We start from the raw sequence: 25,552 nt of genomic DNA, 5'->3' as shown, positions 1-25,552 counted from the left end.
GAGTAAATCACATAATATGGTAATGTGATTTACTCCATTGTTACCGCAACAACAACAAACCCAATGTTAAATCAGAACGTTTAAAATGGATGCCGTTTGCTGATTATTTTAAAAAATCAAGTGCTTTTTCTAAAGCCTCTTTTATTCCTGCTGGATTTTTGCCCCCTGCAGTAGCAAAGAAAGCTTGTCCACCACCACCACCTTGGATGTATTTACCTAATTCTCGAACAACGTTGCCTGCATTTAAACCTTTAGTTTCTGCTAAATCTTTCGAAATATAACAAGTTAACATTGGTTTTTCTTCGTTTATAGTCGCTAAAACTAGAAATAAATTGTTTTTATTTTGTCCTAGCTCATACGCTAAATCTTTAGCCCCATTAGCATCTAGATCTACTTGTGTAGCCAAAAAATCAATTTCGTTAATAGACTGCAATTGAGAAGTTAATTCCTCTTTTAGATTCTTTGTTTTTTCTTTTAATAATTGCTCAATTTGTTTTTTCAGCTTAGCGTTTTCATCTTGTAAAGAAACCACTGATTTTATGATGTCCTGTGGGTTTTTTAAAACTTCTTTTACTTCTACAATAAGATTTTCTTGTTTAGTAAAGAAATCTTTTACAGCATTGTTGGTAATTGCTTCAATACGACGTATACCTGCTGCAACGGCTCCTTCTGAAACAATTTTGAAATGCCAAATGTCAGCTGTGTTTTTTACGTGAATACCACCACATAACTCCATGCTATTGCCAAATTTAATAGCACGTACATTATCGCCATATTTTTCACCAAACAAGGCCATAGCACCTTCTTCAAGAGCCTGAGCAAAAGGAATATTTCTTCTTTCTATTAAAGGTAATTGTTCTTGAATACGGGTGTTTACAAAATCTTCTACTTGTTTTAGTTCTTCGTCTGTTACTTTAGAAAAATGAGAAAAGTCAAAACGTAAGTAACTAGGAGCTACTAATGAACCTTTTTGCTCTACGTGTGTGCCTAAGATACTACGTAATGCCTGGTGTAATAGGTGTGTTGCGGAATGATTACTAGCGCATAAATTACGCAATTCTGTGTTTACTTTTGCTTGAAACGTAGCATTTATATTTTCAGGTAAGCGTTTTGTAAAATGTAAAATTAAATTATTTTCTTTTTTTGTGTCAATAATTTCAATTGTTTCGTTAGCTGAAATTAAAAATCCCTTGTCTCCCACTTGTCCACCACCTTCTGGATAAAAAGGGGTATTGTTTAAAACAATTTGATATAAAACACCATCTTTTTTAGAATCAACCTTGCGAATACGTGTGATTTTTACCTCATTTTCAGTCTGATCATAGCCTACAAAAGTTTCGACATTGCCATCAATTAATATCTTCCAATCTTCTGTAGATACTTCTGAAGCAGCACGTGAACGCTTCTTTTGTTTTTCTAATTCCACATCAAATTCAGCTTCATTATAAGAGTATCCTTTTTCTTTTAGGATTAGAGCTGTTAAGTCTTTAGGAAATCCAAACGTATCATATAATTCAAATACTTTTTCTCCTCTTACTTCCGTTCCAGTAGTTTCAGCTACTACTTTTTCTAATAATTGTAGACCTTGTTCTAGTGTGCGTAAAAAAGAAGCTTCTTCTTCACGAATTACTTGAGTTACAAGATTTTGTTGCGCTTTGATTTCAGGGAAAAATTCACCCATTTGATTTGCTAAAACGGCTACCAATTCATTAATAAAGGGTTCCTTTTTATTTAAGAATGTAAAACCATAACGAATAGCACGGCGTAAAATACGACGAATAACATAACCCGCCCCAGTATTGGAAGGTAACTGACCATCTGCAATAGCAAAGGCAACAGCGCGAACGTGATCTACAATTACGCGAATAGCAATATTGATTCTATTTTGCTCCTCTGTAAGATCTTTTATTTCATTATTGGTGTATTTTGATTTTGTAATTTCTGTTACTTTTTCAATAAGTGGTGTAAATACATCGGTATCATAATTAGAAGTTACTCCTTGCATGGCCATACACAAACGCTCGAATCCCATACCTGTATCTACGTGCTGTGCAGGTAGTTTTTCTAAAGAGCCATCTGCTTTGCGGTTAAACTCCATAAATACATTGTTCCAAATCTCTACGACTTGTGGATGATCATCATTTACTAAACTTCTACCCGAAACTTTAGTTCTTTCTTCGTCAGAACGTAAGTCGATATGAATTTCAGAACAAGGACCGCAAGGACCCTGATCGCCCATTTCCCAAAAATTATCTTTTTTATTTCCTAAAATAATTCGGTCTTCCGAAACATATTGTTTCCAAATATCAAAAGCTTCTTGATCAAAAGGGACATTTTCAGAAGGATTTCCCTCAAAAACGGAAACGTATAAACGATCTTTGTCTAATTTTAGCACTTCTGTTAAAAACTCCCAAGCCCAAGCTAAAGCCTCTTTTTTGAAATAATCGCCAAAAGACCAGTTTCCTAACATTTCAAACATAGTATGATGATAAGTGTCAAAACCTACATCTTCTAGATCATTGTGTTTTCCTGAAACACGAAGACATTTTTGAGTATCGGCTATACGTGAACTTTTAGGTGTTCCGTTACCTAAGAAAAATTCTTTAAACTGTGCCATACCTGAATTGTTAAACATTAAGGTAGGATCATCTTTTAATACGATAGGTGCAGAAGGCACAATTAAGTGATCTTTGCTTTTGAAAAAATCTAAATACGCTTTGCGAATGTCTTGTGATTTCATTAATCTTTTGTTTAAAAGTTTAAAGCTTAAAAGCTTAAGGTTTTCCTTACTCAGATAAACTAAAAAATATATTTAAAATTTTCATCATACTTTACAGTCTCGATGGAGTTATAGTGAAGGTTTCGAAAGAAAACGACTAACAGCAGCGAGATGAATGATCTGAAATAATAAAATAATAGGATGTCAAAATGGGCATAATATCATTAATTTTTGAAACATTTTTTCCAGATTATTCGTATAATAATTGTTACTTTGTCATAACGAGTGCAAAAATAGGATTTTTAATTAAAATTATGTCGAAAAAAGTTAAGTATTACTATGACACAGAGAGTCTGGCTTACAGAAAAATAAAACCAAAGAAAGGGCGCAAAGTAGGAGTTGGAATATTGTTTTTATTAGCTTCTGTACTTTTTGGCTTTTTATTTTTCTTTTTAATATCTGATTTAGGTTATTTTAGTACGCCTAAAGATAAGATGCAGGCGAGAGAATTAGAAAATTTAAAATTAAATTATGTTATCCTAAACAAAAAGATAGACCAGCTTAATGAAGTCCTGGCAAGTATTGAAGAAAGGGATAACAATATATACAAAGTTTATTTTAATATGGCAAGTCCTGGTGAAACTAGTGAGGATAAAAAAATTGTATCCAAAGCACGTTTTAAGAATTTGCTTGCTATGAATAATGAGCAGCTAATAGTGAGTACTGAAACTCGACTTTCAGGACTTTCAAAGAGCTTGGTAGGTCAATCAAAATCATTAGATAAAATTTTATCTTTGGCCAAATCAAAAGATAGGTTTTTAGGATCTATTCCTGCCATACAACCTGTAAAGAATGAGCAGTTAAAAAGAATGGCATCAGGTTTCGGTTATAGAAGTGATCCGTTTACCAAAGCAAGAAAAATGCACAAAGGAATGGATTTTACGGCTCCAACTGGAACTCCTGTCTTTGCAACTGGCGATGGAGTGGTACGTAGAGCCGATGCAGGAGCCTCTGGTTTTGGTAATCATATCGTAATTAATCACGGATTTGGATATGAAACTATATATGCGCATTTGAGTCGTTATAATTGTAGACTAGGTAGAAGAGTAAAACGAGGAGATATCATCGGGTTTGTAGGAAGTACAGGACGTAGTCAGGCACCTCATTTACATTACGAAGTACATAAAAATGGAAGTGTAGTAAATCCTATAAATTTTTATTACGGAAATATTTCGGCTGTGGAATATACTGCTATTGCTAAAATGGCAACACAAGAAAATCAATCATTTGACTAAATTTTGTTTTATGTTTAAAGGGGAAATGCCCACACAGGAAAACTTAAGCTATTAAACATTTATGCAGATAAATCTTCCAGAAAATAAACGATATTATACGATGGGCGAAGTAGCCACAGCTTTTGGGGTAAATCAATCCCTAATTCGTTTTTGGGATAAAGAGTTTGATATTCTAAGACCCAGAAAAAATGCAAAAGGAAATCGAATGTTTACTCCGGAAGATATCAAAAATTTACAACTCATTTATCATTTAGTAAAAGAAAGAGGATTTACTCTAGAAGGGGCTAAAATTCATCTAAAAGAAGGACAAAAAAAAGCCTTAGATAAGTTAGCAATTATTAATAAGTTGGAAGCTGTTAAAGAACAGTTACTCTCTATAAAAAATAATCTGTAATTAAAATTAGACTATAGAGATTGTAACAATCGGATCCATATTCCGTCTAAATTTTAAAGAATGAATAATATGACAAAAGACTGTTTATTTAGTTCAGTTAAAAAATAATGTTTGATTCATCACAATATGCAATTTTTAATATTAAAAAAATAGGTTTATTTGTTTAATTTGTAAATTGTTTTTTAACAAGGATGCTTGTTTTTCCTTTTTAACACAAAAAATTAAAAAGATTTTAAAAAATAAATTTTGACAATTATGAGAAAATTTTTGCCTTGGATTATTATTGGAGTATTAATTTTAATAGGATACTCATATTTTAAAGGAATTAACAATACAGCAGTAGAGTTAGACCAAAATGTAAAAGAGGCTTGGGGTAATGTGCAAACTTCTTATCAACGTCGTAGTGATTTGATTGGTAATTTAGTTAGTACCGTAAAAGGAGCCGCTGATTTTGAAAAAGAAACTTTGACAGCCGTTATGGAAGCACGTTCTAAAGCAACACAAATCACAGTAGATCCTAGTAATATAACACCAGAACAATTAACGCAGTTTAATCAAGCACAAAGTGGAGTTTCTTCTGCATTGTCTCGTTTATTAGTTACAGTAGAGCAATACCCACAACTTAAAGCAAATGAAAACTTTTTGAAATTACAAGATGAGTTAACCAGTACAGAAAATACCATTCAAACGGCAAGAACACGCTTTAACGAAGCTATTAAGCCGTATAATAAACACGTGAAGATATTTCCAAATAGCATTTTTACAGGTTGGTTTGGTTTTAAAGAAAAACCTTATTTTGACGCAGAACCACAAGCACAAAATGCTCCTAAAATAGAGTTCAATTTTGATGATAAAACCGATAAAAAGTAATGTCAACGGTAGAAGATTTTTTATCAAAAACAGATGAAGAAGCGGTAGTAGAGGCTATTCGAACAGCTGAATCCTTAACCTCTGGTGAAATTCGTGTACATATAGAAAAAAACACTTCTTTAGTAGCATTAGAACGCGCTAAAGAGGTGTTTCATTTTTTAAAAATGAATCAGACCCAATTGCGTAATGGTGTCTTAGTATACATAGCTGTAGAATCTAAAATATTTGCTATTTATGGTGATAAAGGGATAAATGATGTAGTACCCGTTAATTTTTGGGAAAGTACACGTGATGTTATTTTAGAACAATTTAAACAAAGAAACTTTAAACAAGGATTAATAGAAGGAATCTTAAAAGCAGGAGAACAATTGCAAAAACATTTTCCTTGGACTGAAACAGATAAAAATGAACTGCCTGATGCTATATCTAAAGGTTAAAATGAAAAACACTAAACAGCATATATTAAACATAAACAACAAATTAGGTTGCTTCCTATTTCTATTGTTTTATTTTATAAATTATTCTTGGGCGCAATTTAATATTCCAAAAAAACCTAGTTTTCAAACCAGTGTATACGATTATGCTAAAGTGTTATCTGATAATGAAAGTAAATTATTAGAAGAAAAATTAATTAAATATTCAGATTCCACAACCTCCCAAATTGTATTTATTTCTATTGAAACACTCAAAGGAGAAAATATAGGTTTGTTAGCCCCTAGATGGGCACATACATGGGGTATAGGACAAGGACAAGAGGATAATGGTGTAATTTTGCTTCTGGCAAAAAAAGAACGAAAAATTTGGATTTCACCTGGTTATGGAGTAGAAGATCGTTTAACAGCTGGAATAACAGGTGAAATTGTTAGAGATTATATAATACCCGAATTCAAAAAAGGGAACTATTATACAGGTCTCGATCAAGGAACGGATGCTATTATTCAAGCTCTAAAAGGAAAGTTTAAAGGCGAACGGAAAAAGAAAGAAAGTGGAGAAGATATGGGGGACATACTCTTTTTTATAATCCTAATTATCATCATCCTAATTATTGTTTTTAAGAACAAAGGAAATGGAAATAATCGAGGTGGGGGTGGATTAGATTTAGGTGATATTATCATTTTAAGTCGTATGGGACGCGGCGGTAGTAGCGGGTCTTTTGGTGGTAATTGGGGAGATAGCGGTGGTTTTGGCGGCGGTTTTGGCGGCGGCGGCTTTTCAGGTGGTGGTGCTGGCGGTGATTGGTAATTTTTTTTAATATTAATTAATAATATTTTGAAGTAATTTTATTTGAACCCCAAATCCGTATTAAACTTGAACGAAGTGTATTGATGAGGTAAATCTGCTTCATTTTAATCATCAAAATAGTTTCTTATTTTTTCTTTTAAAATTTTGAGTGAGCATTTGAATTTTTTGAAAAGTTTCGTTACGAAATAGAGTTTACAGCATAATTCTATCTAACTTAGCTAAAATTATTTTATACGAGATAATATGGTGTTTGATCATTGATTGTCTCAAAGGGCTTCCATTTGGAAGCCTTTTTACATTTCAGCCAAAATCTGGAAGGAGATAAATTCACCATTTTATTCATAGGCTTCACTCTTATTTGTCAAAGAACAATACTTTCTTGAAATCTGGGTTGCATATAATTTAAGTAAGAACTAAATTAATACTGATTTACCTATTTTTAAATTTTCAATATTATTAATTTCAATGTTCTTATTCAAAATAAACTCAGCAATAGTGTCTCCAACAACCTCCGTTGAATAATTCAAATCTTTATTTAAGTCTACAGTTACTATTTTTGATTCTAATGCTTTGTTTACAGCCTTATTAATAGTGGCGCTTTCTTCATACAAACCAAAATGTTCTAAAAGCATAGCTGCACTTAAGATAGAGGCAATAGGATTTGCAATGTCCTTTCCTTTAGCTTGGGGATAGGAACCATGAATGGGTTCAAATAAAGCATTTGTTTTACCTACAGAAGCCGAAGCTAATAAACCAATTGACCCACCTATTACGCTCCCTTCATCTGAAAGAATATCACCAAACATATTTTCTGTTAAGATGATGTCAAATTGACTGGGGTTTAAAATTATTTGCATAGCGGCATTATCTACAAATAAAAAATCTAATATCACATCAGGATAATCTTTTGCTATTTCTGTAACTACTTTTCTCCAAAGTCTAGATGATTCTAATACATTTGCTTTGTCTACTAAAGTAAGATGCTTTTTCCTAGTTTGAGCTGCTTTAAAAGCAAGATGACTAATTCTTTCAATTTCTTCTTTTGAATATTCGCATAAATCAGAAGCTATGGTACCTGCCTCGTTTAATTTTTTTTCTCCAAAATAAATACCGCCTGTAAGTTCTCGATAAATTATCATATCTGTTCCTTGAATAATCTCTCTTTTTAAGGGCGATTTACTAAGTAATGTTTCATAAGCTTTTATCGGACGAATGTTGGCAAACAGTCCTAATTCTTTTCTTAATTTTAGCAATCCTTGTTCAGGTCTTACTTTTGCTTTAGGATCATGATCATATAGAGGATCGCCTATGGCTCCAAAAAGGACAGCATGACTTTCTTTGCATAGTTTTAAAGTTTCTTCGGGTAGCGGATTACCAGTTGTGTCTATTGCAATAGCTCCTACAATAGCTTCCTTAAAAATAAAGGTATGTTTGTATATTTTAGCTATAGCTTTTAGTGCTTTTACAGCTTGTTTTGTAACTTCTGGACCAATGCCGTCTCCTGATAATAATGCTATGTTTATTTCCATGTTGTTTAAGCTTATATTGTTGTTTTGGGATAAGATAAGTTTCTTGATTTTTCGAAGGCTACAATTTTGTCGGTGTTATTTATTAAAAAATCTATATCATCATAGCCGTTTATCATACAGATTTTTTTATAAGTATCTATTTCAAATTTTTCAGTTTTAGACAAGTTTGTAACTGTAATAGTTTGTGTTTCTAAATTAACTTCAATTGGCGCTTTGGGATTTCTATTTAGTAAATCTAATGTTTCGGCTAAAAAAGAAGGGCTTACTTGTACAGGTAATAAGCCATTGTTTAGTGCATTTTCTTTAAATATATCGGCAAAATAGCTAGAAACAATTACTCTAAAACCATAATCGGTTAGTGCCCAAGCAGCATGTTCTCTACTGCTACCACAACCAAAATTATCTCCAGTGACTAAAATGGTACCTGAATAGTTAGAATTATTTAATATAAAAGAATCAATTGGATTGTTCTGATTGTCAAAACGCCAATCTCTAAATAGATTATTTCCAAAACCAATTTTGTTTGTTACTTTTAAAAAGCGTGCAGGTATAATTTGGTCAGTGTCTATATTTTCTATTGGTAGAGGTACTGCTGTGGCTATTAATTTTGTAAACTTTTCCATATTTTATTTTTTTTAACTTATACCATTACAATTTTGCCTTCAATAGCAATTGCAGCGGCTAAAATGGGGCTGGTTAATAATGTTCTGGCACCGGGTCCTTGACGTCCTTCAAAATTTCTATTAGAGGTAGAAACACAGTATTCTCCTGTTGGAATTTTATCGTCATTCATAGCCAGACAAGCAGAACAGCCAGGTTGTCTAATTTCAAAACCAGCTTCTTCAAAAATTTGATTTAAACCTTCTTCTTTAATTTGTTTAGCTACTAGTTGTGACCCTGGTACAATTAGAGCATGTACGTTGCTTGCTTTTTGTTTTCCTTTTATATAATTAGCAGCAGCTCTAAAATCTTCAATTCGGGAGTTAGTACAACTGCCAATAAAAACATAGTTAATGGTTTTGTTTAATAAATATTCACCTTTACTAAATCCCATATATTCTATGGCTTTATTAAAAGAAGGGTCATTATTTATAAAGGGAATAGCCTCTGTTATTTTGACTCCCATTCCAGGATTCGTTCCATAAGTAATCATAGGGGCAATATCTTGAGCATCAAAATAATACTCTTTATCAAAAAGAGCTCCATCATCTGTTGGGAGAGTTTTCCAATAGGCTATTTTTTCTTCTAATTCTTTTTCTTTTGGAGCCAATTCTTTTTCTTTTATATATTCAAAAGTTATTTCATCAGGTGCTATCATACCTCCTCTGGCTCCCATTTCAATACTCATATTACAGATTGTCATACGTCCTTCCATAGACATTTCGCTGAAAACATTTCCAGCATATTCACAAAAATAACCTGTTCCTGCATTGGTGCCAATTTTTGAAATTATGTATAATATAACATCTTTAGGAGTTACGTTATTGGCTAGTTTGCCATTTACATTAACACGTAAGCTCTTGGGTTTATTTAATAATAAGCATTGACTCGCAAAAACTTGTGCCACTTGGCTGGTTCCAATTCCAAAAGCGATGGTTCCAAAAGCGCCATGAGTAGAAGTATGACTATCACCACACACCATCGTCATTCCTGGTAATGTCATTCCTAATTCAGGAGCTATTACATGAACAATTCCTTGATATTGATGGCCTAAACCATAAAGTAGGATCTTGTTTTTTTTGCAATTTTTCGTTAATTGTTCTACTTGTTGTCTTGATAATTCGTCCTTAATGGGGAGGTGTTGATTAATAGTAGGGACATTATGATCTACGGTGGCAATAATCTGATTGGGTCTAAAAATAGAAATATTACGTTCCTCTAATTCTGCAAATGCTTGAGGACTTGTTACTTCATGTATTAGATGTTTGTCTATATATAAAATTTGAGGACCATTGGGCACTGTGCTTACTACATGGCTATCCCAAACTTTGTCAAATAAGGTTTTCTTTTCCATTACGCCAATATTTCTATTTTACTTAATTCAATAATTTTATGTACATCTTCATCTATGACTTCTTTTTTTCGATCAGCAAACTTTAGAAATTCTGGATAAACGGCATCTAATTGTAGTTTTGTTAATTCGTAGCCTATTTTTTTTGCGCGATATGCTAATGCGGCTCGACCACTTCTTGCAGTAAGAATAATCGAAGATTCATTAACTCCTACATCGCTGGGGTTTATAATTTCATAAGTTGCTCTGTTTTTGATTACTCCATCTTGATGGATGCCTGAACTATGAGCAAAAGCATTAGATCCTACTATAGCTTTATTAGGTTGTACAAGCATTCCCATTTGTTCGGAAACTAATTGACTCATTTCGTATAATAATTTAGAATTTACGTTTGTACTAAATCCTAAATCAGGATGCTGACGTAAAATCATTACAATTTCTTCTAAAGAAGTATTGCCAGCTCTTTCTCCAATTCCATTTACAGTACATTCTATTTGTTTGGCACCATTCATGATACCAGCAACTGCATTAGCTGTGGCTAATCCTAAATCGTTATGACAATGACAAGATAAGATAGCATGATCTATTCCTTTTACATTATCTTTTAGATATTTTATTTTAGCTCCGTATTCATCTGGTAAGCAATACCCTGTGGTATCAGGAATGTTTAAAACAGTAGCGCCTGCACTTATTACCTCACTACAAATTAGAGCGAGGAATTTATTATCTGTTCTTCCTGCATCTTCGGCATAAAATTCAATATCATCTACAAACTTTTTAGCAAAAGAAACCGCTTTTACGGCTCGTTCAATAATTTCGTCGCGAGTTGCATTGAATTTATGTTTTATATGATAATCAGAAGTTCCTATACCTGTATGAATACGAGGTTTGTTGGCTTTTTCTAATGCTCTTATAGCTACTTCTATATCTTGTTTTACGGCTCGGGTTAAACCACATACAGTTGCATTTTGAACGATTTTAGAAATAGCCTTTACAGATTCAAATTCTCCTGGACTAGAAACAGGAAAACCTGCTTCAATTACATCAACGCCTAGTTCATCCAAACGTGAAGCAATTACTAATTTTTGCTCCTTGTTTAGTTTACATCCAGGTACTTGTTCACCATCGCGAAGAGTTGTGTCAAAAATTTTTATTTTCTGATTTTCCATAAAATATTTTACATTTTGATAGCGAATTTATATTTTGTGTAAGCATTAAAATGATTTTAAAATATTGATTTTACAATATCTAAAGAGTAATGAAATAGTCATAAGTGCTTTAATAATAATGGATTAATAAAAAATAAATTACAATGTCTAACCTTACAAAAGATAATCTTCATATTTTAATTCATTCGCTTTCAAAATCTGAAAAAAGGCATTTTAAACTATATGTCAATAGATTGGGAATTAATACGGATGCTAAGTTTTTATTACTTTTTAATTTGCTTGATAGAATGACAGAATATGATGAAGAGGAGATATTAAAAAGTAAAATTGTTACAAAACTTCAGTTGTCTAATTTAAAAGCGCATTTATATAAACAAATTTTGGTTAGTTTACGATTAAATCCGATGAATCAAAATATGCGAATTTTGATAAGAGAACAGCTTGATTTTGCTACTATTTTGTATCAAAAAGGATTGTATAAACAAAGTTTGAAAATTCTTGATAAAGCAAAAATGATGGCTATTGAAAATGAAGAAAAAAATATTGCGTATGAAATTGTAGAGTTGGAAAAAGTGATAGAATCGCAATATATTACCCGTAGTATCATTAACCGAGCAGATGAGTTAGCTATTCAAGCAAAAGATCTTAGTAAACAAAATGTAATGGCTAGCAAATTATCTAATTTATCCCTTCAACTTTATAGTATTATGCTCAAAAGTGGTTATGCTAAAAGTGATGAAGAAATGAAAGAAATAACGGAATATTTTAATAAAAATGTTCCAAAATATAAATACGAAGAATTAGGATTTAGAGAAAAATTATGGCTTTATAAAGCGTTTTTATGGAAACATTTGCTTGTTCAAGATTTTTTGAGTTGTTATAAATATTCTACTAAATGGATCGAGTTGTTTTATGAAAACGAACATCAAATATATATTAATCCAGTATGGTTTTTAAAAGGAGCAACTTATTTATTAGAATGTTTGTATTTAATTAAGTATAAGTCAAGCTTTAAAGTTACTTTAAGTCGGATTGAATATACTATTCAATCCGATTCTTTTCCTAAAAATGATAATATAAATTCGCTTGCCTTTTTGTGTATTTATAACAATAAACTTAATTTACACTTTTTAGAAGGAACTTTTGATGAAGGACTTTTGTTAATAGAAGAAGTGGAAAAATTAATAAAAATGTACAAAAATAGGATTGATGATCATCACATAATGGTTTTTTATTATAAAATAGCTTGCTTGTATTTTGGGACTAATAATAATAGAAAGTGTATAGAATATTTGACTAAAATTATAGAGAATAAAAACTTAAGCATGCGAGAAGATTTGATGTGTTTTTCTAGAATTTTAAATTTAGTAGCACATTATGAAGCATGTATGGATTATCAGCTGGAAATACAATTAAAAGCTACTTATAAATTTCTTATAAAAATGAATGATTTACATGAAGTTCAAAGAGAAATGATTAAGTTTTTGAAAAATTTAGGTGATATTTATCCTCATCAATTAAAAAATGAGTTTAAAAAACTTCACACGAAATTAAAAACATTTGAAAATCATTCTTACGAAAAAAGAGCATTTCTTTATTTAGATATTATTTCGTGGTTGGAGAGTAAAATTGAAAATAAGCCTGTAGCTGATATAATTAAGTCTAAAAGTAAATTTTTAACGCGCTAGTTGTATATTTGTTAATACAAAGAAGGTGCTCTAAAAGAAGGAATTTTCTTATTTGGATTAAAGAAAGATTCAAAAGAATTGAACAGGTAAAGTAGTTTCTATTACGTGTTGTTTATTCTTTACTTTTAGAACACCTTCATGGTAAGGGTAAAACTTAAATTATTTTAAAAAGATACGTTTACTTTCTTGAATACCTTCTTTAGAAATTAATTTTACTTCATATAGACCTCTAGGTAAATTTTGTACTGAATAGTTTTCCATTGGTCGTGTTGTTCTTACTAATTGGCCTAAGTTGTTATAAATTTCTATCCAATTATCATTAGATGAGTTTTCAGATAGAGTAAATGTTACTTGGTCTGTGGCAGGGTTTGGTGAAATGATAAATTTAGATTCTTCTTTGTTAATAGGTCCCGTTAGAGGTAGTGTTACATTTACGGGATTACTCCAGTTACTTTGAGCTGTAGAGTTAAGTGCTTTTACTCTAAACTGAAATTGTGTGCTAGATCCAGGTTTTAAGATATAGAGATAATAACTGGTTGAAGTCCCTACTGTGTACCAAGTGCCAGAAGTGTTTAATTGTACTTCGTAGCTATTGGCATTAGGAACGGTATCCCATAACGCATAAAATCCATTTTTAGAAATCCCACCGTTTAAATAAGCATAAGGTGTTTGTAAAGTTGTACTTTGTTCCTGTATTTGTACAGTATAATCCTCAATTTCTCCATTATTTATATTTCCACAAGGAGTATTAGAAGTGTCATTATAACGCATTGTTATACGCATGCGAAAAGTGCCTTTTGTTGTGGATGGTATAGAAAAACTTCCTGCGTACTCTTTGTTTGTTAATGCTGTTTTTAATACAATTTCGGAGTTTTCAAACTGTCTGTTATCATTGTAATCAATCCAAATTGTCCAAGACTCATTTAGAGAAGAAGATGTAAAACCAGGTGTAAGTAGTGTACTTACTTGTTCTCCAGATTTTAAGCTAATTGTTTTTGCTGTATAATTACCATATCCATCAAGATCCGCTCCAGAAGTATTACTGAAAGAGCCTAACTTAATAGTTTTAATATATTCATTAGTGTTAGTTGAATTGGCTTTGCAATAATCAATATAATCATTAGGAGCCATAATAATGGTTTCATTAGAATAACCTGATTTTTCGGATCCTTTGTAAGCACTTACTCTGTATTTATAGCTAATGCCACTACTAATAGAATTGTCGGTATAGGTAGAAGTGTTTGCTACTAAAGTTTTAATTATTTGATAAGTTCCACCATTAATGGATTTTTCTACATAAAAACCATCTTCTGTAGTGTTTTTATCATTCCAGTTTAAAATTACAGCATTGTTGTTTATATAAGATGTAAGATTTGATGGAGAAGTTAATAAAACTTGTTGATCTTTTTCACCCGCTTTTATAGGGGCTCCAGGCTGTGTATTATAAGCATATTCTGTAATTCTATAACCTTCTGATCCACTAACAGGCTCTACTTTAAAATATCCATAACAGATATTACCGTCAATTTTGTATTCATAACCAATATATCCTATTTGGCCTCTCCAGTCATTATATGATGGATTAATTACGTCTAATTGATTAGGGTAGGCTCCAGGAGCTGTAAAGTTAGAAGAACTGTTTATTTCTGTCCCTTTTGTTAAACGAGTAATATTTCGTGTGTTCGCGTTGCATATTAAGCGTTTTCCGTAAGTTTCTAATTTGTATTTATCGGTTTCAAACAACCAAAATCCATACGATGTATCGTCTCCTTTTTCAGTGCTAAAGAAAAGCCATGTTTGGCTAGGAGTTGCCATCCAATTGGGTTGTCCTTTAGCTAGAAATATGCCATACGGATCTATAAAATCGAATTTAATATTTAATTTGTCTGATATTAAGTTATTAATACCTCCAGAAAAAGCAGCAGGTAAAAATTTGATACTAGCTAAAATATTATTACTAATTTGATGGTTTTGTGCCAAGCCTTCTAATGTAAGAGTTGCTTTAGAATTATTAATTAGAGTTATTACGGGATTTAATCCTTGTGGAAAATTAGTTAATGTGTAATGAGTTCCTTGGATAAGTTTTCCAGAGGATAAAGAAAAAGTTTTTCCTCCAGTTAGGCTTAACTCATTTGTTTGTGTGAAAGAACCATTATTGCTTAAGTTTTCTTTGTAAATACTTAACGGTGCGCTAATAGAAGCTAATTGATTGTCGTATACGCCTGTGGCTAGTAAATTTGAATTTTGCCAAAGACTAATTCTAGCTTCATGTTGCATTGCCGCAATCATTCGGTCAACTTGTCCTCTAGTAAACATTTTATAACAACCTCTTGCGCCGTTATAGCCCATATAATTTTCAATATTTACTTTATCTCCATCACAATTTGTACCTGGTGTACAGTTTAAAGAATGTTTAGCATCTTCTTTAGGAGTATCATCTACTTGATCTGTTCCGGTACAACCATCTTCAAATGTGTGAATTAGATTAAAAAAGTGTCCAAATTCATGTGTAAGAGTAGAGGAAAATTCCTTATCTGTGTTACCTAATAGATAAGCACCATTAAAAACTATTCTGGCGGTATTATTATTAGTCATATTTAGATCAGGATACCAAGCAACTCCAGAGTTATTGTATATGTTTTGATTGTATAAATCATTTTGAATATAAACGTTTACATATTTTTTGTTATCCCAAGCATCTGCTGCAATTTGAGTGTCATATCCTCCTCCGTTTCCATAGCCATTTTTTATGCTATGAAAAACAACTCCTGTAGTGTTGCCTCCGTTAGGATCAATTTTTGCTAATCTAAATTGAATGTTTAATGTGGCTCTACGGGATTGAAAAAAAGGTTCAACGCTGTTAAAGTCATCATTAAGCCCATTAAAATCATTATTAACGGCATTTAATGCGTTAACGATTTTTTCATAAGTAACACTTTTTCCGCTTTGTGTAGTGCCGTAAATGTGAAAAACAACAGGAATAATATAACTAGTAGCTAAAGCTTTGTTGTTTGTGCTTTTGTTTTTACGTAAATTCTCTACAAACTTTTTGGTAAAGATTTCAAATTCATTTCTTTTCTTTAAAGCGTTAGGATTTTTTCTTAATGTAATTTCGTTTTGTTCTTTTGTTCCGCACTCTAAAATCTGAGCGAATAAACCTCCTTCAAGACTTAATAGAAGGGAAATTAAGATTAATGTTTTTTTCATAATTCTGTTTTTTGGTTTTTTATTTATACATAATGCAATTTATTGTTGTTTTTTTTATGTTTTTTATATTTTTTTAATAATAAAGAATACTATTCTATCCTGTTTTTTGTTTGTTGAGAATGGAATTATTTGCTATGAAAGAATGAAATAGTTTCTAAATAAAAAAGCCACTGCTTATTTGAGCAATGGCTTTTAAATAAAGACGGTATTATTTTATTTTTCTCTTATGTAAATATCAATTGGTACACCTTCAAAGTTCCAGTTGTTTCTGATTTTATTTTCTAAGAAACGTTTGTATGGATCTTTTACATATTGAGGCAAGTTAGCAAAGAACACAAACTGCGGTGATTGTGTTGGTAACTGCATACAGTATTTAATTTTTATGTATTTACCTTTTAATGCGGGAGGTGGCATGTGTTCAATTATATTGAGCATATATTCGTTGAATTTAGAGGTAGGAATACGTTGCTTTTTGTTTTCATATACCTGAACGGCTGTTTCTAATGCTTTTAATAAACGTTGTTTAGTTAATGCTGAAACAAAAATAATAGGAACATCTGTAAAAGGAGCTATTTCTTCACGAATTTTGGCTTCATATAGTTTCGTGGTCATCGTATCTTTTTCAACTAGATCCCATTTGTTAACAAGAATAACAACTCCTTTGCGATTTTTTTCTGCTAACCAAAAAATATTTTGATCTTGTCCTTCAAAGCCACGAGTAGCATCTATCATTAAGATACAAACATCACTATGTTCAATGGCACGAACTGAACGCATTACAGAGTAAAACTCTAGATCTTCTTTGACTTTTGATTTACGACGAATGCCAGCTGTATCAACTAAATTAAATTCAAAACCAAAACGATTGTACTTGGTATCAATAGCGTCACGAGTAGTACCCGCAATATCAGTTACTACAAAACGATCCTCTCCAATTAGAGCATTAATAAATGAAGATTTACCAGCATTAGGTCGACCTACTACACAAAAACGAGGTAATGGATTTTCATCTTCTGTGGTTTCGGGTAGTTCGGGTAACATTTCGACTAATTTGTCTAATAGTTCTCCTGTACCGCTACCATTCATCCCTGCAATAGTATAATATTCTCCTAAACCTAAAGAATAGAACTCAACAGCATCACCCATGCGCATAGCATTATCTACTTTATTAACGGCTACCAAAACAGGTTTGTCTACTTTACGGAGTAAATTAGCTACTTCCATATCCATAGGGGTTACGCCTTCCTCTACGTCTACAACAAAAATAATAGCATCCGCTTCGTCAATGGCTAGTTCTACCTGTTTACGGATTTCTCCTTCAAAAATATCATCAGAACCTTTAATATAACCACCTGTGTCAATTACAGAAAACTCTTTTCCATTCCATTCACTTTTGCCATAAATGCGGTCACGTGTTACCCCTGCAACAGAATCAACAATAGCTTCACGACGTTGAATTAATCGGTTAAAAAAAGTTGATTTCCCTACATTAGGTCTTCCTACAATGGCTACGATATTATTCATTTTTCAATTTTTCAGTCCGCAAAGGTAAAAAAAACAAACTGGTTACACATTCTTTTTAGCAAAATTATCTTTCCATGGATCTGATTTTTATATATTTGCTTCTCCCACAAAAAGTTTAAATGAGAAAAATTATCCTATTGTTGCTTGCCATCGTTATACTCATGCATGCTGGGGTAATTAGTCCTTTGTTTGAAATTAAGCAAAATTTTCTAAAATTAGGAATGTTAGAAAAGTATTCAGAAAAGGATTGTTTTGTGATGAAATTGTCTTTGAATGAATTTTTTAAAAAAAGAATTTCAGATCATGAAATGATAATAGATAAAGAACTACATGATATTGTGGAAGTAAAAAGAATTGATCAATATGTTATTCTGAAATTAATTAATGATCAAATTGAAAAAAAATACCTTAATAAAACGAAAGATTATAAAGAAAAAAGTAGTGCAGGATCTAAAAATAAAAATCATATTCCAAAAGTAAAATTTTTTTATTGTGGTGAAAATCTTCAAATTTTACTAATAAAAAATAAGCCCATTTGGCGTGTAATGAAATTAAATAGAAATGATTCTTTGATTTGTTTGCAAAGTGAACAAGGCGTAGAATCACCTCCTCCAGAGTATACAACTAGACATGTTTTAATATAATAAATTAACCAATAGTTAAAGTAAAGAACAGTCTTAAGTTTACTTGGTAGCTATTTGTTTTATTGAGGTATTAACTAGCTAAAGATAAAATATTAGCTGATTTTGATACAAAAAAAATATTTAAATTAAGTAAAAGTATACATGAAAATTATAAATAAAGTAGGAGTTGCATTATTAGCACTTACTTCAATTCAAGCTATTTCGCAAGATAAAAAGAAAAATATAGAAATTAATAAATTAAGTGAAGTAGAAATTACAGCTACCTCACAATCGGACAAAACATTATTAAAACAAGCAGCATCTATTTCTAAATTAGAATCAAAAGAACTTCAACGTGGTGCAGGATTGTTTTTTGATGATGCCGTAAATACAAATATACCGGGGATGTTTATGCAACGTCGTACAGTATCTGCAGGGCAAACATTCAATATCCGTGGATATGGAAATGGAGCAAGAGGGACTAATGGTACTAATAGTAATTTTGATTCACAAGGAGTAAAAGTATATTTAAATAATATACCTTTAACAGATGCAGAAGGAATTACTTTAATGGATGATATTGATTTTAATTCAATTGGAGAAGTTGAAGTTTTAAAAGGGCCAGCAGGTTCGTTATACGGATTAGCCATTGCGGGGGCTGTAAATTTAAAAACAATGAAGCCAGAGGCAGGAAAAACCTCTGTTTCTCAAAATACCATGTTTGGGAGCTATGGTTTAAGACGTTTAACATCCCAAATAGCTGTAGGAAGTGAAAAATCATCTTTTTTAATTAATTATGGAAATCAGAAGTACGATGGTTTTATGAATCATACTGCTTCTAAAAAAGATTTTGTAAATATTTTGGCTGATTTTAATTTAAGTAATAAGCAAAAAATAAACGCTTATGTTGGATATACGAATAGTTATGAAGAAAGAAATGGAGAACTTACAATAGCTCAGTATCAAAATTTAGATTATTCGGGTAATCCAGCTTATATTAAAAATAATGCACATAGCAACGTAATTAGTTTCCGAGCAGGATTAAATCATTTTTATCAAATTTATAAAAATCTGAGTAATTCCACTTCTGTTTTTGGTTCAGGAATTAGCAGTAATGTAAGTTCTGCTGGAGGATGGACAGATAAATTACCGATCAATTATGGTTTTCGTTCTACATTTGATAGTAAATGGGAGTTAGGTAATGATTTTAAATTATCAGGTATTACAGGTATTGAAGTACAAATGCAAAATGCGCAAATATTAGCTTATCCTATGGGAAATCCTGTAAATGCAGATGGATATAATACAGTGGGCGTTTTAAGAAGTAATTTATACGTTTTATCCAAAACAAACGCCGTATTTACAGAATGGACTTTAAATTTGCCGTATGACTTTTCTTTAACCGCAGGTATTAGTTCAAATTACATGGGAATAGATTCAAGTGATAGATTCCCTTACATTTATAATACTTCAGGAAATCCACAAGTAACTCAAAATACGAAACCACTAAATTTTAATGTATCGTACAAGGATATGTATTCTCCAAAAGTAGCTATAAATAAAGTTTTTTATAAAATGATATCCGTTTATGCCTCTTACAATAAGGCATATAAAGCCCCTGTTAGTGGTTATTTGTTTATTCCTGAAATAAACCAAGTGAATAGTAATTTACGTCCAGAAATTGGAGAACAATGGGAAGTTGGTACAAAAGGAAAGCTTTTAGACGGACGTTTAGGATTTGAATTGGCTGCTTTTAGAACAAATTTTAAAGATAAAATGGCAACAGTTTCAGTTGCCGATCCAGCTAATACAACTAAACTATACAGTTATATGATTAATGGTGGAAGTCAGTTACATAAAGGAATCGAAGGTAATTTAAAATATGAAATAATAAATACAACAAATGGTTTTCTAAAGTCATTAACACCATTTGTAAATGGGACATATTCTGATTTTACATACCAAGATTATAAATTTAGTAGAACTACTAGTGGTGCTAATACGACTCAAAATATTTATGATTTTTCAAGATTGAGCGTATTAGGAACTCCCAAATGGGTTGCTAATGCAGGAATAGATTTTGCAACTAAATTAGGGATTTATGGTAATGTAACATTTAATCATAGAGGGACAGCTAATTTTGCATACGTTCCTGTGGATAGAACAAATTCAAATTTACAAATCTCTACTGCAGATAAATATAATTTGCTACATGCTAAATTAGGATTAAAAATGAATGTAATCAATCATTTAGATTTAGATATATTCTCAGGTGTAAATAATATAACGAATGTGCAGTATTATCAAATGATTTTTGTTAATCAAATGCCTGATGCTTATATTCCGACTCCTTTGAAAGCAACCTTCTTTGGAGGGATAAATTTAAAATATACTTTTTAATATGACTTAGAGCGGTGTTAGTACCGCTCTAAAATTTTTAATTTATTTTATGAAAAAAATAGTGCTATTTGTAATAACATTAATCTCCATTATTAATTGTAAACGTTTTAATAATGAAGAAAATCAAAATACAGGAAAAGAACGTATTGTATGTATTGCCAAGCAATATACTGAAATAGCCTTTGCACTGGGTGCCCAAAAAGATATAGTAGCGGTTGATTTATCCAGTACTTTTCCAGAAGAAACCAAGAAAATACCCACGGTAGGTTATCATCGCGCACTAAGTATAGAAGCCATTTTAGCTCAAAAACCAACATTAATTTTAGAAGATAATAACATAGGCCCAGAACATGTAGTAGACCAGTTAAAAAAATTACAAATCCCAATGAAACGTTTCGGAGAGTATAGTAAGTCTATAGAAGGTACGGATTCTTTAATTACCGAAATGGGAGAGTATTTTCATAAAGAAAAAGAAGCACAAAAACTATGTCAGAATTTAAAGTCAGATATGGATAAAGCACTAAATGAAGCAAAAAAACATACAAAAAAACCTAAAGTATTGGTAATTCATTACGGGCAAGCATCAAACGTGTTTTTAGTAATGACTAGTAAAAGTGTAGGAGCTAAAATGATTGAATGGGCAGGAGGTAGATTATCCATTCAGGATAAAAAAGGCATGAAGCATTTATCACCAGAATTAGTTGCAGCTTCTGATCCTGATGTGATTTTAATGACCGATTTTGGATATGATAAATTAGAGGGCGATTTAAATAAAATCAAAGATTTACCAGGAGTATCCAGTACTAAAGCATTCAAGAATAAGCAGGTTTATCGTATTGAGGAACATGATTTAGTTTACATGGGACCGCGTACAGGTAAGAATGTATTATTAATTCAAGGACTAATCCATAAAGAAAAATAATTTAATAATAACTCTTATTAGAGTCTATAGTGAAATAATTAATTAAAGAAAGCGTTGTATTCCGTTTAAAGACATGATCCAAATAGATCGCTTTCTAAATTCTAAAATAATTTAGTGAAGCAAAATAAAAACATATTACTGTTTGTACTATTCCTCTTTTTATTAATCGTTACTGTTCTAACCTCTTTGCGATATGGAGCAGTAGCCATTTCTATAGAAGAAATAAAGAGTGCTTTTTTTCATTGGCTTGATAATTCTCAAAATTTGCCACTTAACGAACGTATCTTTTTAGAAATCCGTTTACCTAGAACAATTCTCAGTGTAGCAGTAGGAGCCATATTGGCTGTAGGAGGAGTGCTTTTACAATCATTATTTAGAAATCCTATTGTAGAACCTGGAATGATTGGTACATCCAGCGGAGCAGCATTTGGAGCAGCATTTTTTATTGTTTTAGGAAATGCATTCGGAATTTCAGTAGATGAATGGTCATTGCCCTTACTAGCTTGCTTAGGAGGTGTTATAGGAACTATTTTAGTCTTAGTTCTATCAAATACGAATAAAAAAGGAAAACAATCCATTATATTGCTATTACTTACAGGAGTTGCCGTTAATGCGCTTTTTATGAGTGGTGTAGGATTTATGGGATATATAGCTCGTGATCCGCAGGCACGCTCTATTACTTTTTGGAATTTAGGAACATTATCAGGAGCTAATTGGAAGGCAGTACAAATAGTAAGTGTTGTGGGGATATTAGGTGTTTTTTTTGCCTTTAAATTAGGAAAATCACTGAATACATTAATATTAGGGGAAGAAGAAGCAGGTTATTTAGGGGTTAATCTTAAAAAATTAAAAATAAAGGTATTGGCGATTAATGTTATTATGATTTCAATTGCCACTTCGTTTGTAGGAGTTATCGGATTTATAGGTTTAATTGTGCCTCATATTTTGCGAATGCTTATAGGATCAGATAATCGAAATTTAGTTTTATATAGTGCTATTTTAGGAGGAATTATTTTGAGTATTGCGGATTTTATTGCTCGAAATATTTTAAGTCCCGCAGAACTTCCCATAGGAATCATTACCTCTATAGTAGGAGTTCCCATTTTTATTTTCCTTTTACGTAAACGTAATTACTTCTTTTAAAAATAGAATTTTTCTTAATGATACGAATTCAGAATATTAGCTATAAAATAGAAAATAAGATTATACTAGATGATATTTCAGCCACATTTGAGTCTGGTAAAATTAATCTTATTATTGGACCTAATGGGGCAGGAAAATCAACCTTAATAAAAATAATGAGTGGGCAAATAAAACCTTCTCAAGGAACTCTTTTTTTTTCAGAGCAGGTAAATCTTTCAACCGCTGAACTAGCTAAAAGAAGAGCTGTGCTTTCTCAAAACATAGAAGTTCATTTTCCTATTAATGTAGAAGAAGTAATTATGATGGGACGTTATCCTCATTTTGATTCTATTCCAACTTCAAAAGACCGAGAAATAGTGCAAGAAGTAATTCAATTTTTTGAAATTCAAGATTTACTAGAACGTAATTTTATAACTTTAAGTGGGGGTGAAAAACAGCGTGTTCATTTTGCCCGCGTAATGGCGCAAATATGGGAACAATCATACGATAGGATTCTTATAATGGATGAACCTTTGACTTTCTTAGATATTCATTATCAATACGATGTTATGTATAAAATTAAAGAATTAAGTCAACAAAAAAACTTATTGATTATAGGTGTTTTGCACGATTTAAATCTAACAGCCAAATTTGCGGATAATATTTATGTTATTCAAAGAGGGCATCTTGCGTATACAGGAACTAAAAACGAAATTTTTAAACCAGAAATTGTGGAAGAAATTTACTCCATAAAACCCACTATTTTTGAAAAAGAAGAAACGTATTTTATAAGTTTTTAATAATTTTCTTATCTTGGTTACCCTCTAATCAAAGTAAACTAAAAAATGGAAACTGAAAACACGATTAACCTACGACTGCGATTTTACAAAGATATTGATGAAAAAGTTGATATCGTCAGACAAAAATTTATTGATTACAAAAGTCAAATTTCTTCGGATTATATAATGAAAATAAGAAGAAATCATATACAATTTACCATAGGAGGAGTAAAAGAACGCTATTGGTCACCGTATTTAACGATAGAATTGGAAGAAAAAGAAGGGAGTAATGGACAAGCTACTCATGTTAGAGGATTGTTTGGACCTGCTCAGACAATGTGGACATTTTTTATCTTTATGCACTTTATGATAGCTGGAATCTTTATCGTCTTTATGATGTTTGCCATTTCAGATTATATGTTAAAAAAAAGTGTTATATCTGATTTTATGGTAATGGGATTGATGATTTTTTGCTGGATATTCCTTTACATATTAGGTCGTCAAACACGTGAAAACGGATACGGTCAGATGAATGAATTAGAACAAGAATTTTTAAAAATTATCCAGTAAGATTATTATATCTTCAAATAAAAAATGACCCCGTTTTTTACTATCCTTGTTTAAAACGGGGTTTCATTATAATATTGTAAAACGTTTAAATGATGGTATTTTGATATTAATTTTTTTGATTATAGCCAAAACGTCTTAATTGTCTTTCATTTGATCGCCAATCTTTATTAACTTTCACATACAATTCTATATGAATCTGTTTACCAAAAAATTTTTCTAATTCTTCACGAGCTTGAATTCCCACCTTTTTAATTGCAGCCCCTTTATGGCCAATAATGATTCCTTTTTGAGTATCGCGTTCTACCATTATCAAAGAACGGATTCTAATAATTTTGTCATCTTCTTTAAACTCTTCCGTTTCTACTTCGCAAGCATAAGGAATTTCCTTGTCATAGTTTAATAATATTTTTTCACGGATAGCTTCGTTTACAAAAAAACGTTCTGGCTTATCTGTTAAAGCATCTTTAGGATAATATGGTTCAGATTCTGGAAGTAACTCTATAATTCTATCAAAAACAGTTTGCACATTAAAGTTTTCTAAAGCAGAAATCGGAAAAATTTCAGCATTAGGAACTTTTTCTTTCCATAATGCAACTTGTTCTTCTAGTTGTTCCTGATTGGATTTGTCTATTTTATTTAACAATAAAAGAACGGGAATCTTAGAGTGAATAATTTTATTAAAAAAAGCTTCATCCTTTAAATCCTTTTCTCCTATTTCTACCATATAAATTAAGACATCAGCATCTTCAAAAGCCGACTTAACAAAATCCATCATAGAACTTTGTAATTCATAAGCAGGTTTTATAATACCAGGTGTATCCGAAAATAATATTTGAAAATCATTGCCATTTACAATACCTAAAATTCTATGACGAGTTGTTTGTGCTTTGCTTGTAATAATGGATAAACGCTCTCCTACGAAGGCATTCATTAGAGTTGATTTTCCAACGTTGGGATTTCCTATAATATTGACGTATCCTGCTTTGTGCGACATAATGTACTTTTTTTGCAAAGGTAGGAAATAAAATGTGATAGGTTTGTTTTCTATGAGAAGAAAGCTTCTTAAGATGATAAAAATCAGTAGGAAGTTATATTAAATGAATTACATTAGCTGTATGAGAGATATAGAAACAAGACAAGACATATTATTTGTAATGAAGGTGTTTTATGATAAACTCCTAGCTGATAACAAAATTAATTTTTTCTTTAATAAGGTAACCCAAGTAGATGAACATCTAGATCATCACTTAGATGTTTTATGCACCTTCTGGGAACAAGCCCTTTTTTTAAAAGGAGGGTATACCAATAATATGTTTCAGATACATAAAGATGTGCATGATAAATCGCCTTTTTTAAAAGAACATTATGATATTTGGTTAGATTATTTATATGACAGTATTGATCCTCATTTTGAAGGTAAAATGGCAGAACAAATGAAAAAAATGGCAGTTAATATGGCTACAGTATTAAAGATTAAGTTGGTTTAGT

Annotated in this window: 21 protein-coding genes; 13 read left to right on the top strand and 8 right to left on the bottom strand. The window is 31.4% G+C overall.

Annotated features, from left to right (window positions below; genetic code table 11):
• Nucleotides 1-103 precede the first annotated feature (103 nt).
• Nucleotides 104-2,740 carry an alanine--tRNA ligase gene (gene alaS, locus NAB20_RS00590; RefSeq protein ID WP_375605335.1) on the bottom strand — a complete coding sequence of 879 codons (2,637 nt, stop codon included), beginning with the start codon at nt 2,738-2,740 and terminating at the stop codon, nt 104-106.
• A 293-nt stretch (nt 2,741-3,033) separates the two neighbouring features.
• Between alaS and NAB20_RS00585 the strand changes: the two genes are divergently transcribed.
• The 5 genes from NAB20_RS00585 to NAB20_RS00565 all read left to right on the top strand — a co-directional run bounded on the left by NAB20_RS00585 (nt 3,034) and on the right by NAB20_RS00565 (nt 6,520).
• Complete coding sequence (locus NAB20_RS00585) at nt 3,034-4,014, top strand: M23 family metallopeptidase (protein ID WP_105196092.1); 981 nt, start codon at nt 3,034-3,036, stop codon at nt 4,012-4,014.
• Nucleotides 4,015-4,075: 61 nt separating this feature from the next.
• Nucleotides 4,076-4,408 (top strand): MerR family transcriptional regulator, encoded by a 333-nt coding sequence (locus tag NAB20_RS00580; protein ID WP_088389974.1) that lies wholly within the window; start codon nt 4,076-4,078, stop codon nt 4,406-4,408.
• Nucleotides 4,409-4,663: 255 nt separating this feature from the next.
• Nucleotides 4,664-5,278 carry a LemA family protein gene (locus NAB20_RS00575; RefSeq protein WP_105196093.1) on the top strand — a complete coding sequence of 205 codons (615 nt, stop codon included), beginning with the start codon at nt 4,664-4,666 and terminating at the stop codon, nt 5,276-5,278.
• Entirely contained in the window at nt 5,278-5,715 is a 438-nt protein-coding gene (locus tag NAB20_RS00570; RefSeq protein WP_105196094.1) for a TPM domain-containing protein, read from the top strand. Before NAB20_RS00575 ends, NAB20_RS00570 begins: the two co-directional genes overlap by 1 nt.
• 1 nt (nt 5,716) lies before the next feature.
• The gene (locus NAB20_RS00565) at nt 5,717-6,520 is read left to right on the top strand and encodes a TPM domain-containing protein (RefSeq protein WP_375605334.1); all 804 of its coding nucleotides are present in this window, start codon (nt 5,717-5,719) and stop codon (nt 6,518-6,520) included.
• 413 nt (nt 6,521-6,933) lie between these two features.
• Here NAB20_RS00565 and leuB read toward each other — a convergent pair whose 3' ends face one another.
• The 4 genes from leuB to NAB20_RS00545 are packed head-to-tail and all read right to left on the bottom strand — an operon-like array spanning nt 6,934 to nt 11,229.
• The gene (gene leuB / locus NAB20_RS00560) at nt 6,934-8,049 is read right to left on the bottom strand and encodes a 3-isopropylmalate dehydrogenase (protein ID WP_375605333.1); all 1,116 of its coding nucleotides are present in this window, start codon (nt 8,047-8,049) and stop codon (nt 6,934-6,936) included.
• Nucleotides 8,050-8,060: 11 nt separating this feature from the next.
• Nucleotides 8,061-8,672 (bottom strand): 3-isopropylmalate dehydratase small subunit, encoded by a 612-nt coding sequence (gene leuD, locus NAB20_RS00555; RefSeq protein ID WP_375605332.1) that lies wholly within the window; start codon nt 8,670-8,672, stop codon nt 8,061-8,063.
• Between the two features lie 17 nt (nt 8,673-8,689).
• Nucleotides 8,690-10,063 carry a 3-isopropylmalate dehydratase large subunit gene (gene leuC / locus NAB20_RS00550; RefSeq protein ID WP_375605331.1) on the bottom strand — a complete coding sequence of 458 codons (1,374 nt, stop codon included), beginning with the start codon at nt 10,061-10,063 and terminating at the stop codon, nt 8,690-8,692.
• A complete protein-coding gene (locus NAB20_RS00545; protein WP_127823784.1) occupies nt 10,063-11,229 on the bottom strand; it encodes a 2-isopropylmalate synthase in 1,167 nt (388 codons plus the stop codon). The genes leuC and NAB20_RS00545 overlap by 1 nt, the downstream gene beginning before the upstream one ends.
• A gap of 143 nt (nt 11,230-11,372) precedes the next feature.
• Between NAB20_RS00545 and NAB20_RS00540 the strand changes: the two genes are divergently transcribed.
• Complete coding sequence (locus NAB20_RS00540; RefSeq protein ID WP_105196099.1) at nt 11,373-12,917, top strand: hypothetical protein; 1,545 nt, start codon at nt 11,373-11,375, stop codon at nt 12,915-12,917.
• 159 nt (nt 12,918-13,076) lie between these two features.
• Here the strand turns inward: NAB20_RS00540 and NAB20_RS00535 are convergent, their stop codons facing one another.
• Together NAB20_RS00535 and der are read right to left on the bottom strand one after the other, a co-directional pair.
• On the bottom strand, nt 13,077-16,124 hold the full coding sequence (locus tag NAB20_RS00535; RefSeq protein WP_375605330.1) for a M43 family zinc metalloprotease: 3,048 nt from the start codon (nt 16,122-16,124) through the stop codon (nt 13,077-13,079).
• Nucleotides 16,125-16,337: 213 nt separating this feature from the next.
• Nucleotides 16,338-17,648 (bottom strand): ribosome biogenesis GTPase Der, encoded by a 1,311-nt coding sequence (gene der, locus NAB20_RS00530; RefSeq protein WP_088389982.1) that lies wholly within the window; start codon nt 17,646-17,648, stop codon nt 16,338-16,340.
• Nucleotides 17,649-17,767: 119 nt separating this feature from the next.
• Here der and NAB20_RS00525 point away from each other — a divergent pair, with 119 nt between their 5' ends.
• From NAB20_RS00525 to NAB20_RS00500, 6 genes are all read left to right on the top strand, one after another.
• The gene (locus NAB20_RS00525; protein ID WP_375605329.1) at nt 17,768-18,292 is read left to right on the top strand and encodes a hypothetical protein; all 525 of its coding nucleotides are present in this window, start codon (nt 17,768-17,770) and stop codon (nt 18,290-18,292) included.
• 141 nt (nt 18,293-18,433) lie between these two features.
• Nucleotides 18,434-20,671, top strand: a complete 2,238-nt coding sequence (locus NAB20_RS00520) for a TonB-dependent receptor (protein ID WP_375605328.1) — start codon at nt 18,434-18,436, stop codon at nt 20,669-20,671.
• 49 nt (nt 20,672-20,720) lie between these two features.
• Nucleotides 20,721-21,593, top strand: coding sequence for a hemin ABC transporter substrate-binding protein (locus NAB20_RS00515; protein ID WP_375605327.1), 873 nt, complete (start codon nt 20,721-20,723; stop codon nt 21,591-21,593).
• Nucleotides 21,594-21,707: 114 nt separating this feature from the next.
• Nucleotides 21,708-22,736 (top strand): FecCD family ABC transporter permease, encoded by a 1,029-nt coding sequence (locus NAB20_RS00510; protein ID WP_375605326.1) that lies wholly within the window; start codon nt 21,708-21,710, stop codon nt 22,734-22,736.
• 17 nt (nt 22,737-22,753) lie between these two features.
• The gene (locus tag NAB20_RS00505; RefSeq protein WP_375605325.1) at nt 22,754-23,515 is read left to right on the top strand and encodes an ABC transporter ATP-binding protein; all 762 of its coding nucleotides are present in this window, start codon (nt 22,754-22,756) and stop codon (nt 23,513-23,515) included.
• 45 nt (nt 23,516-23,560) lie between these two features.
• Entirely contained in the window at nt 23,561-24,064 is a 504-nt protein-coding gene (locus tag NAB20_RS00500; protein ID WP_105196106.1) for a hypothetical protein, read from the top strand.
• Between the two features lie 106 nt (nt 24,065-24,170).
• On the opposite strand, the gene era is transcribed toward NAB20_RS00500, so the two are convergent.
• A complete protein-coding gene (era, locus tag NAB20_RS00495; protein ID WP_105196107.1) occupies nt 24,171-25,058 on the bottom strand; it encodes a GTPase Era in 888 nt (295 codons plus the stop codon).
• Between the two features lie 121 nt (nt 25,059-25,179).
• Here era and NAB20_RS00490 point away from each other — a divergent pair, with 121 nt between their 5' ends.
• On the top strand, nt 25,180-25,551 hold the full coding sequence (locus NAB20_RS00490; RefSeq protein ID WP_375605324.1) for a group III truncated hemoglobin: 372 nt from the start codon (nt 25,180-25,182) through the stop codon (nt 25,549-25,551).
• The last annotated feature ends 1 nt before the right edge of the window (nt 25,552 follow it).

The organism is Flavobacterium davisii (assembly GCF_042182265.1).
GTDB classification, from domain to species: Bacteria; Bacteroidota; Bacteroidia; order Flavobacteriales; family Flavobacteriaceae; genus Flavobacterium; species Flavobacterium davisii.
This window is presented reverse-complemented; position numbering and strand designations above follow the sequence as displayed.

Coding starts and splice junctions, on each gene's coding strand:
- alaS (WP_375605335.1), bottom strand. CDS start 2,740: ATGAAATCACAAGACATTCGCAAAGCGTATTTAGATTTTTTCAAAAGC.
- NAB20_RS00585 (WP_105196092.1), top strand. CDS start 3,034: ATGTCGAAAAAAGTTAAGTATTACTATGACACAGAGAGTCTGGCTTAC.
- NAB20_RS00580 (WP_088389974.1), top strand. CDS start 4,076: ATGCAGATAAATCTTCCAGAAAATAAACGATATTATACGATGGGCGAA.
- NAB20_RS00575 (WP_105196093.1), top strand. CDS start 4,664: ATGAGAAAATTTTTGCCTTGGATTATTATTGGAGTATTAATTTTAATA.
- NAB20_RS00570 (WP_105196094.1), top strand. CDS start 5,278: ATGTCAACGGTAGAAGATTTTTTATCAAAAACAGATGAAGAAGCGGTA.
- NAB20_RS00565 (WP_375605334.1), top strand. CDS start 5,717: ATGAAAAACACTAAACAGCATATATTAAACATAAACAACAAATTAGGT.
- leuB (WP_375605333.1), bottom strand. CDS start 8,049: ATGGAAATAAACATAGCATTATTATCAGGAGACGGCATTGGTCCAGAA.
- leuD (WP_375605332.1), bottom strand. CDS start 8,672: ATGGAAAAGTTTACAAAATTAATAGCCACAGCAGTACCTCTACCAATA.
- leuC (WP_375605331.1), bottom strand. CDS start 10,063: ATGGAAAAGAAAACCTTATTTGACAAAGTTTGGGATAGCCATGTAGTA.
- NAB20_RS00545 (WP_127823784.1), bottom strand. CDS start 11,229: ATGGAAAATCAGAAAATAAAAATTTTTGACACAACTCTTCGCGATGGT.
- NAB20_RS00540 (WP_105196099.1), top strand. CDS start 11,373: ATGTCTAACCTTACAAAAGATAATCTTCATATTTTAATTCATTCGCTT.
- NAB20_RS00535 (WP_375605330.1), bottom strand. CDS start 16,124: ATGAAAAAAACATTAATCTTAATTTCCCTTCTATTAAGTCTTGAAGGA.
- der (WP_088389982.1), bottom strand. CDS start 17,648: ATGAATAATATCGTAGCCATTGTAGGAAGACCTAATGTAGGGAAATCA.
- NAB20_RS00525 (WP_375605329.1), top strand. CDS start 17,768: ATGAGAAAAATTATCCTATTGTTGCTTGCCATCGTTATACTCATGCAT.
- NAB20_RS00520 (WP_375605328.1), top strand. CDS start 18,434: ATGAAAATTATAAATAAAGTAGGAGTTGCATTATTAGCACTTACTTCA.
- NAB20_RS00515 (WP_375605327.1), top strand. CDS start 20,721: ATGAAAAAAATAGTGCTATTTGTAATAACATTAATCTCCATTATTAAT.
- NAB20_RS00505 (WP_375605325.1), top strand. CDS start 22,754: ATGATACGAATTCAGAATATTAGCTATAAAATAGAAAATAAGATTATA.
- NAB20_RS00500 (WP_105196106.1), top strand. CDS start 23,561: ATGGAAACTGAAAACACGATTAACCTACGACTGCGATTTTACAAAGAT.
- era (WP_105196107.1), bottom strand. CDS start 25,058: ATGTCGCACAAAGCAGGATACGTCAATATTATAGGAAATCCCAACGTT.
- NAB20_RS00490 (WP_375605324.1), top strand. CDS start 25,180: ATGAGAGATATAGAAACAAGACAAGACATATTATTTGTAATGAAGGTG.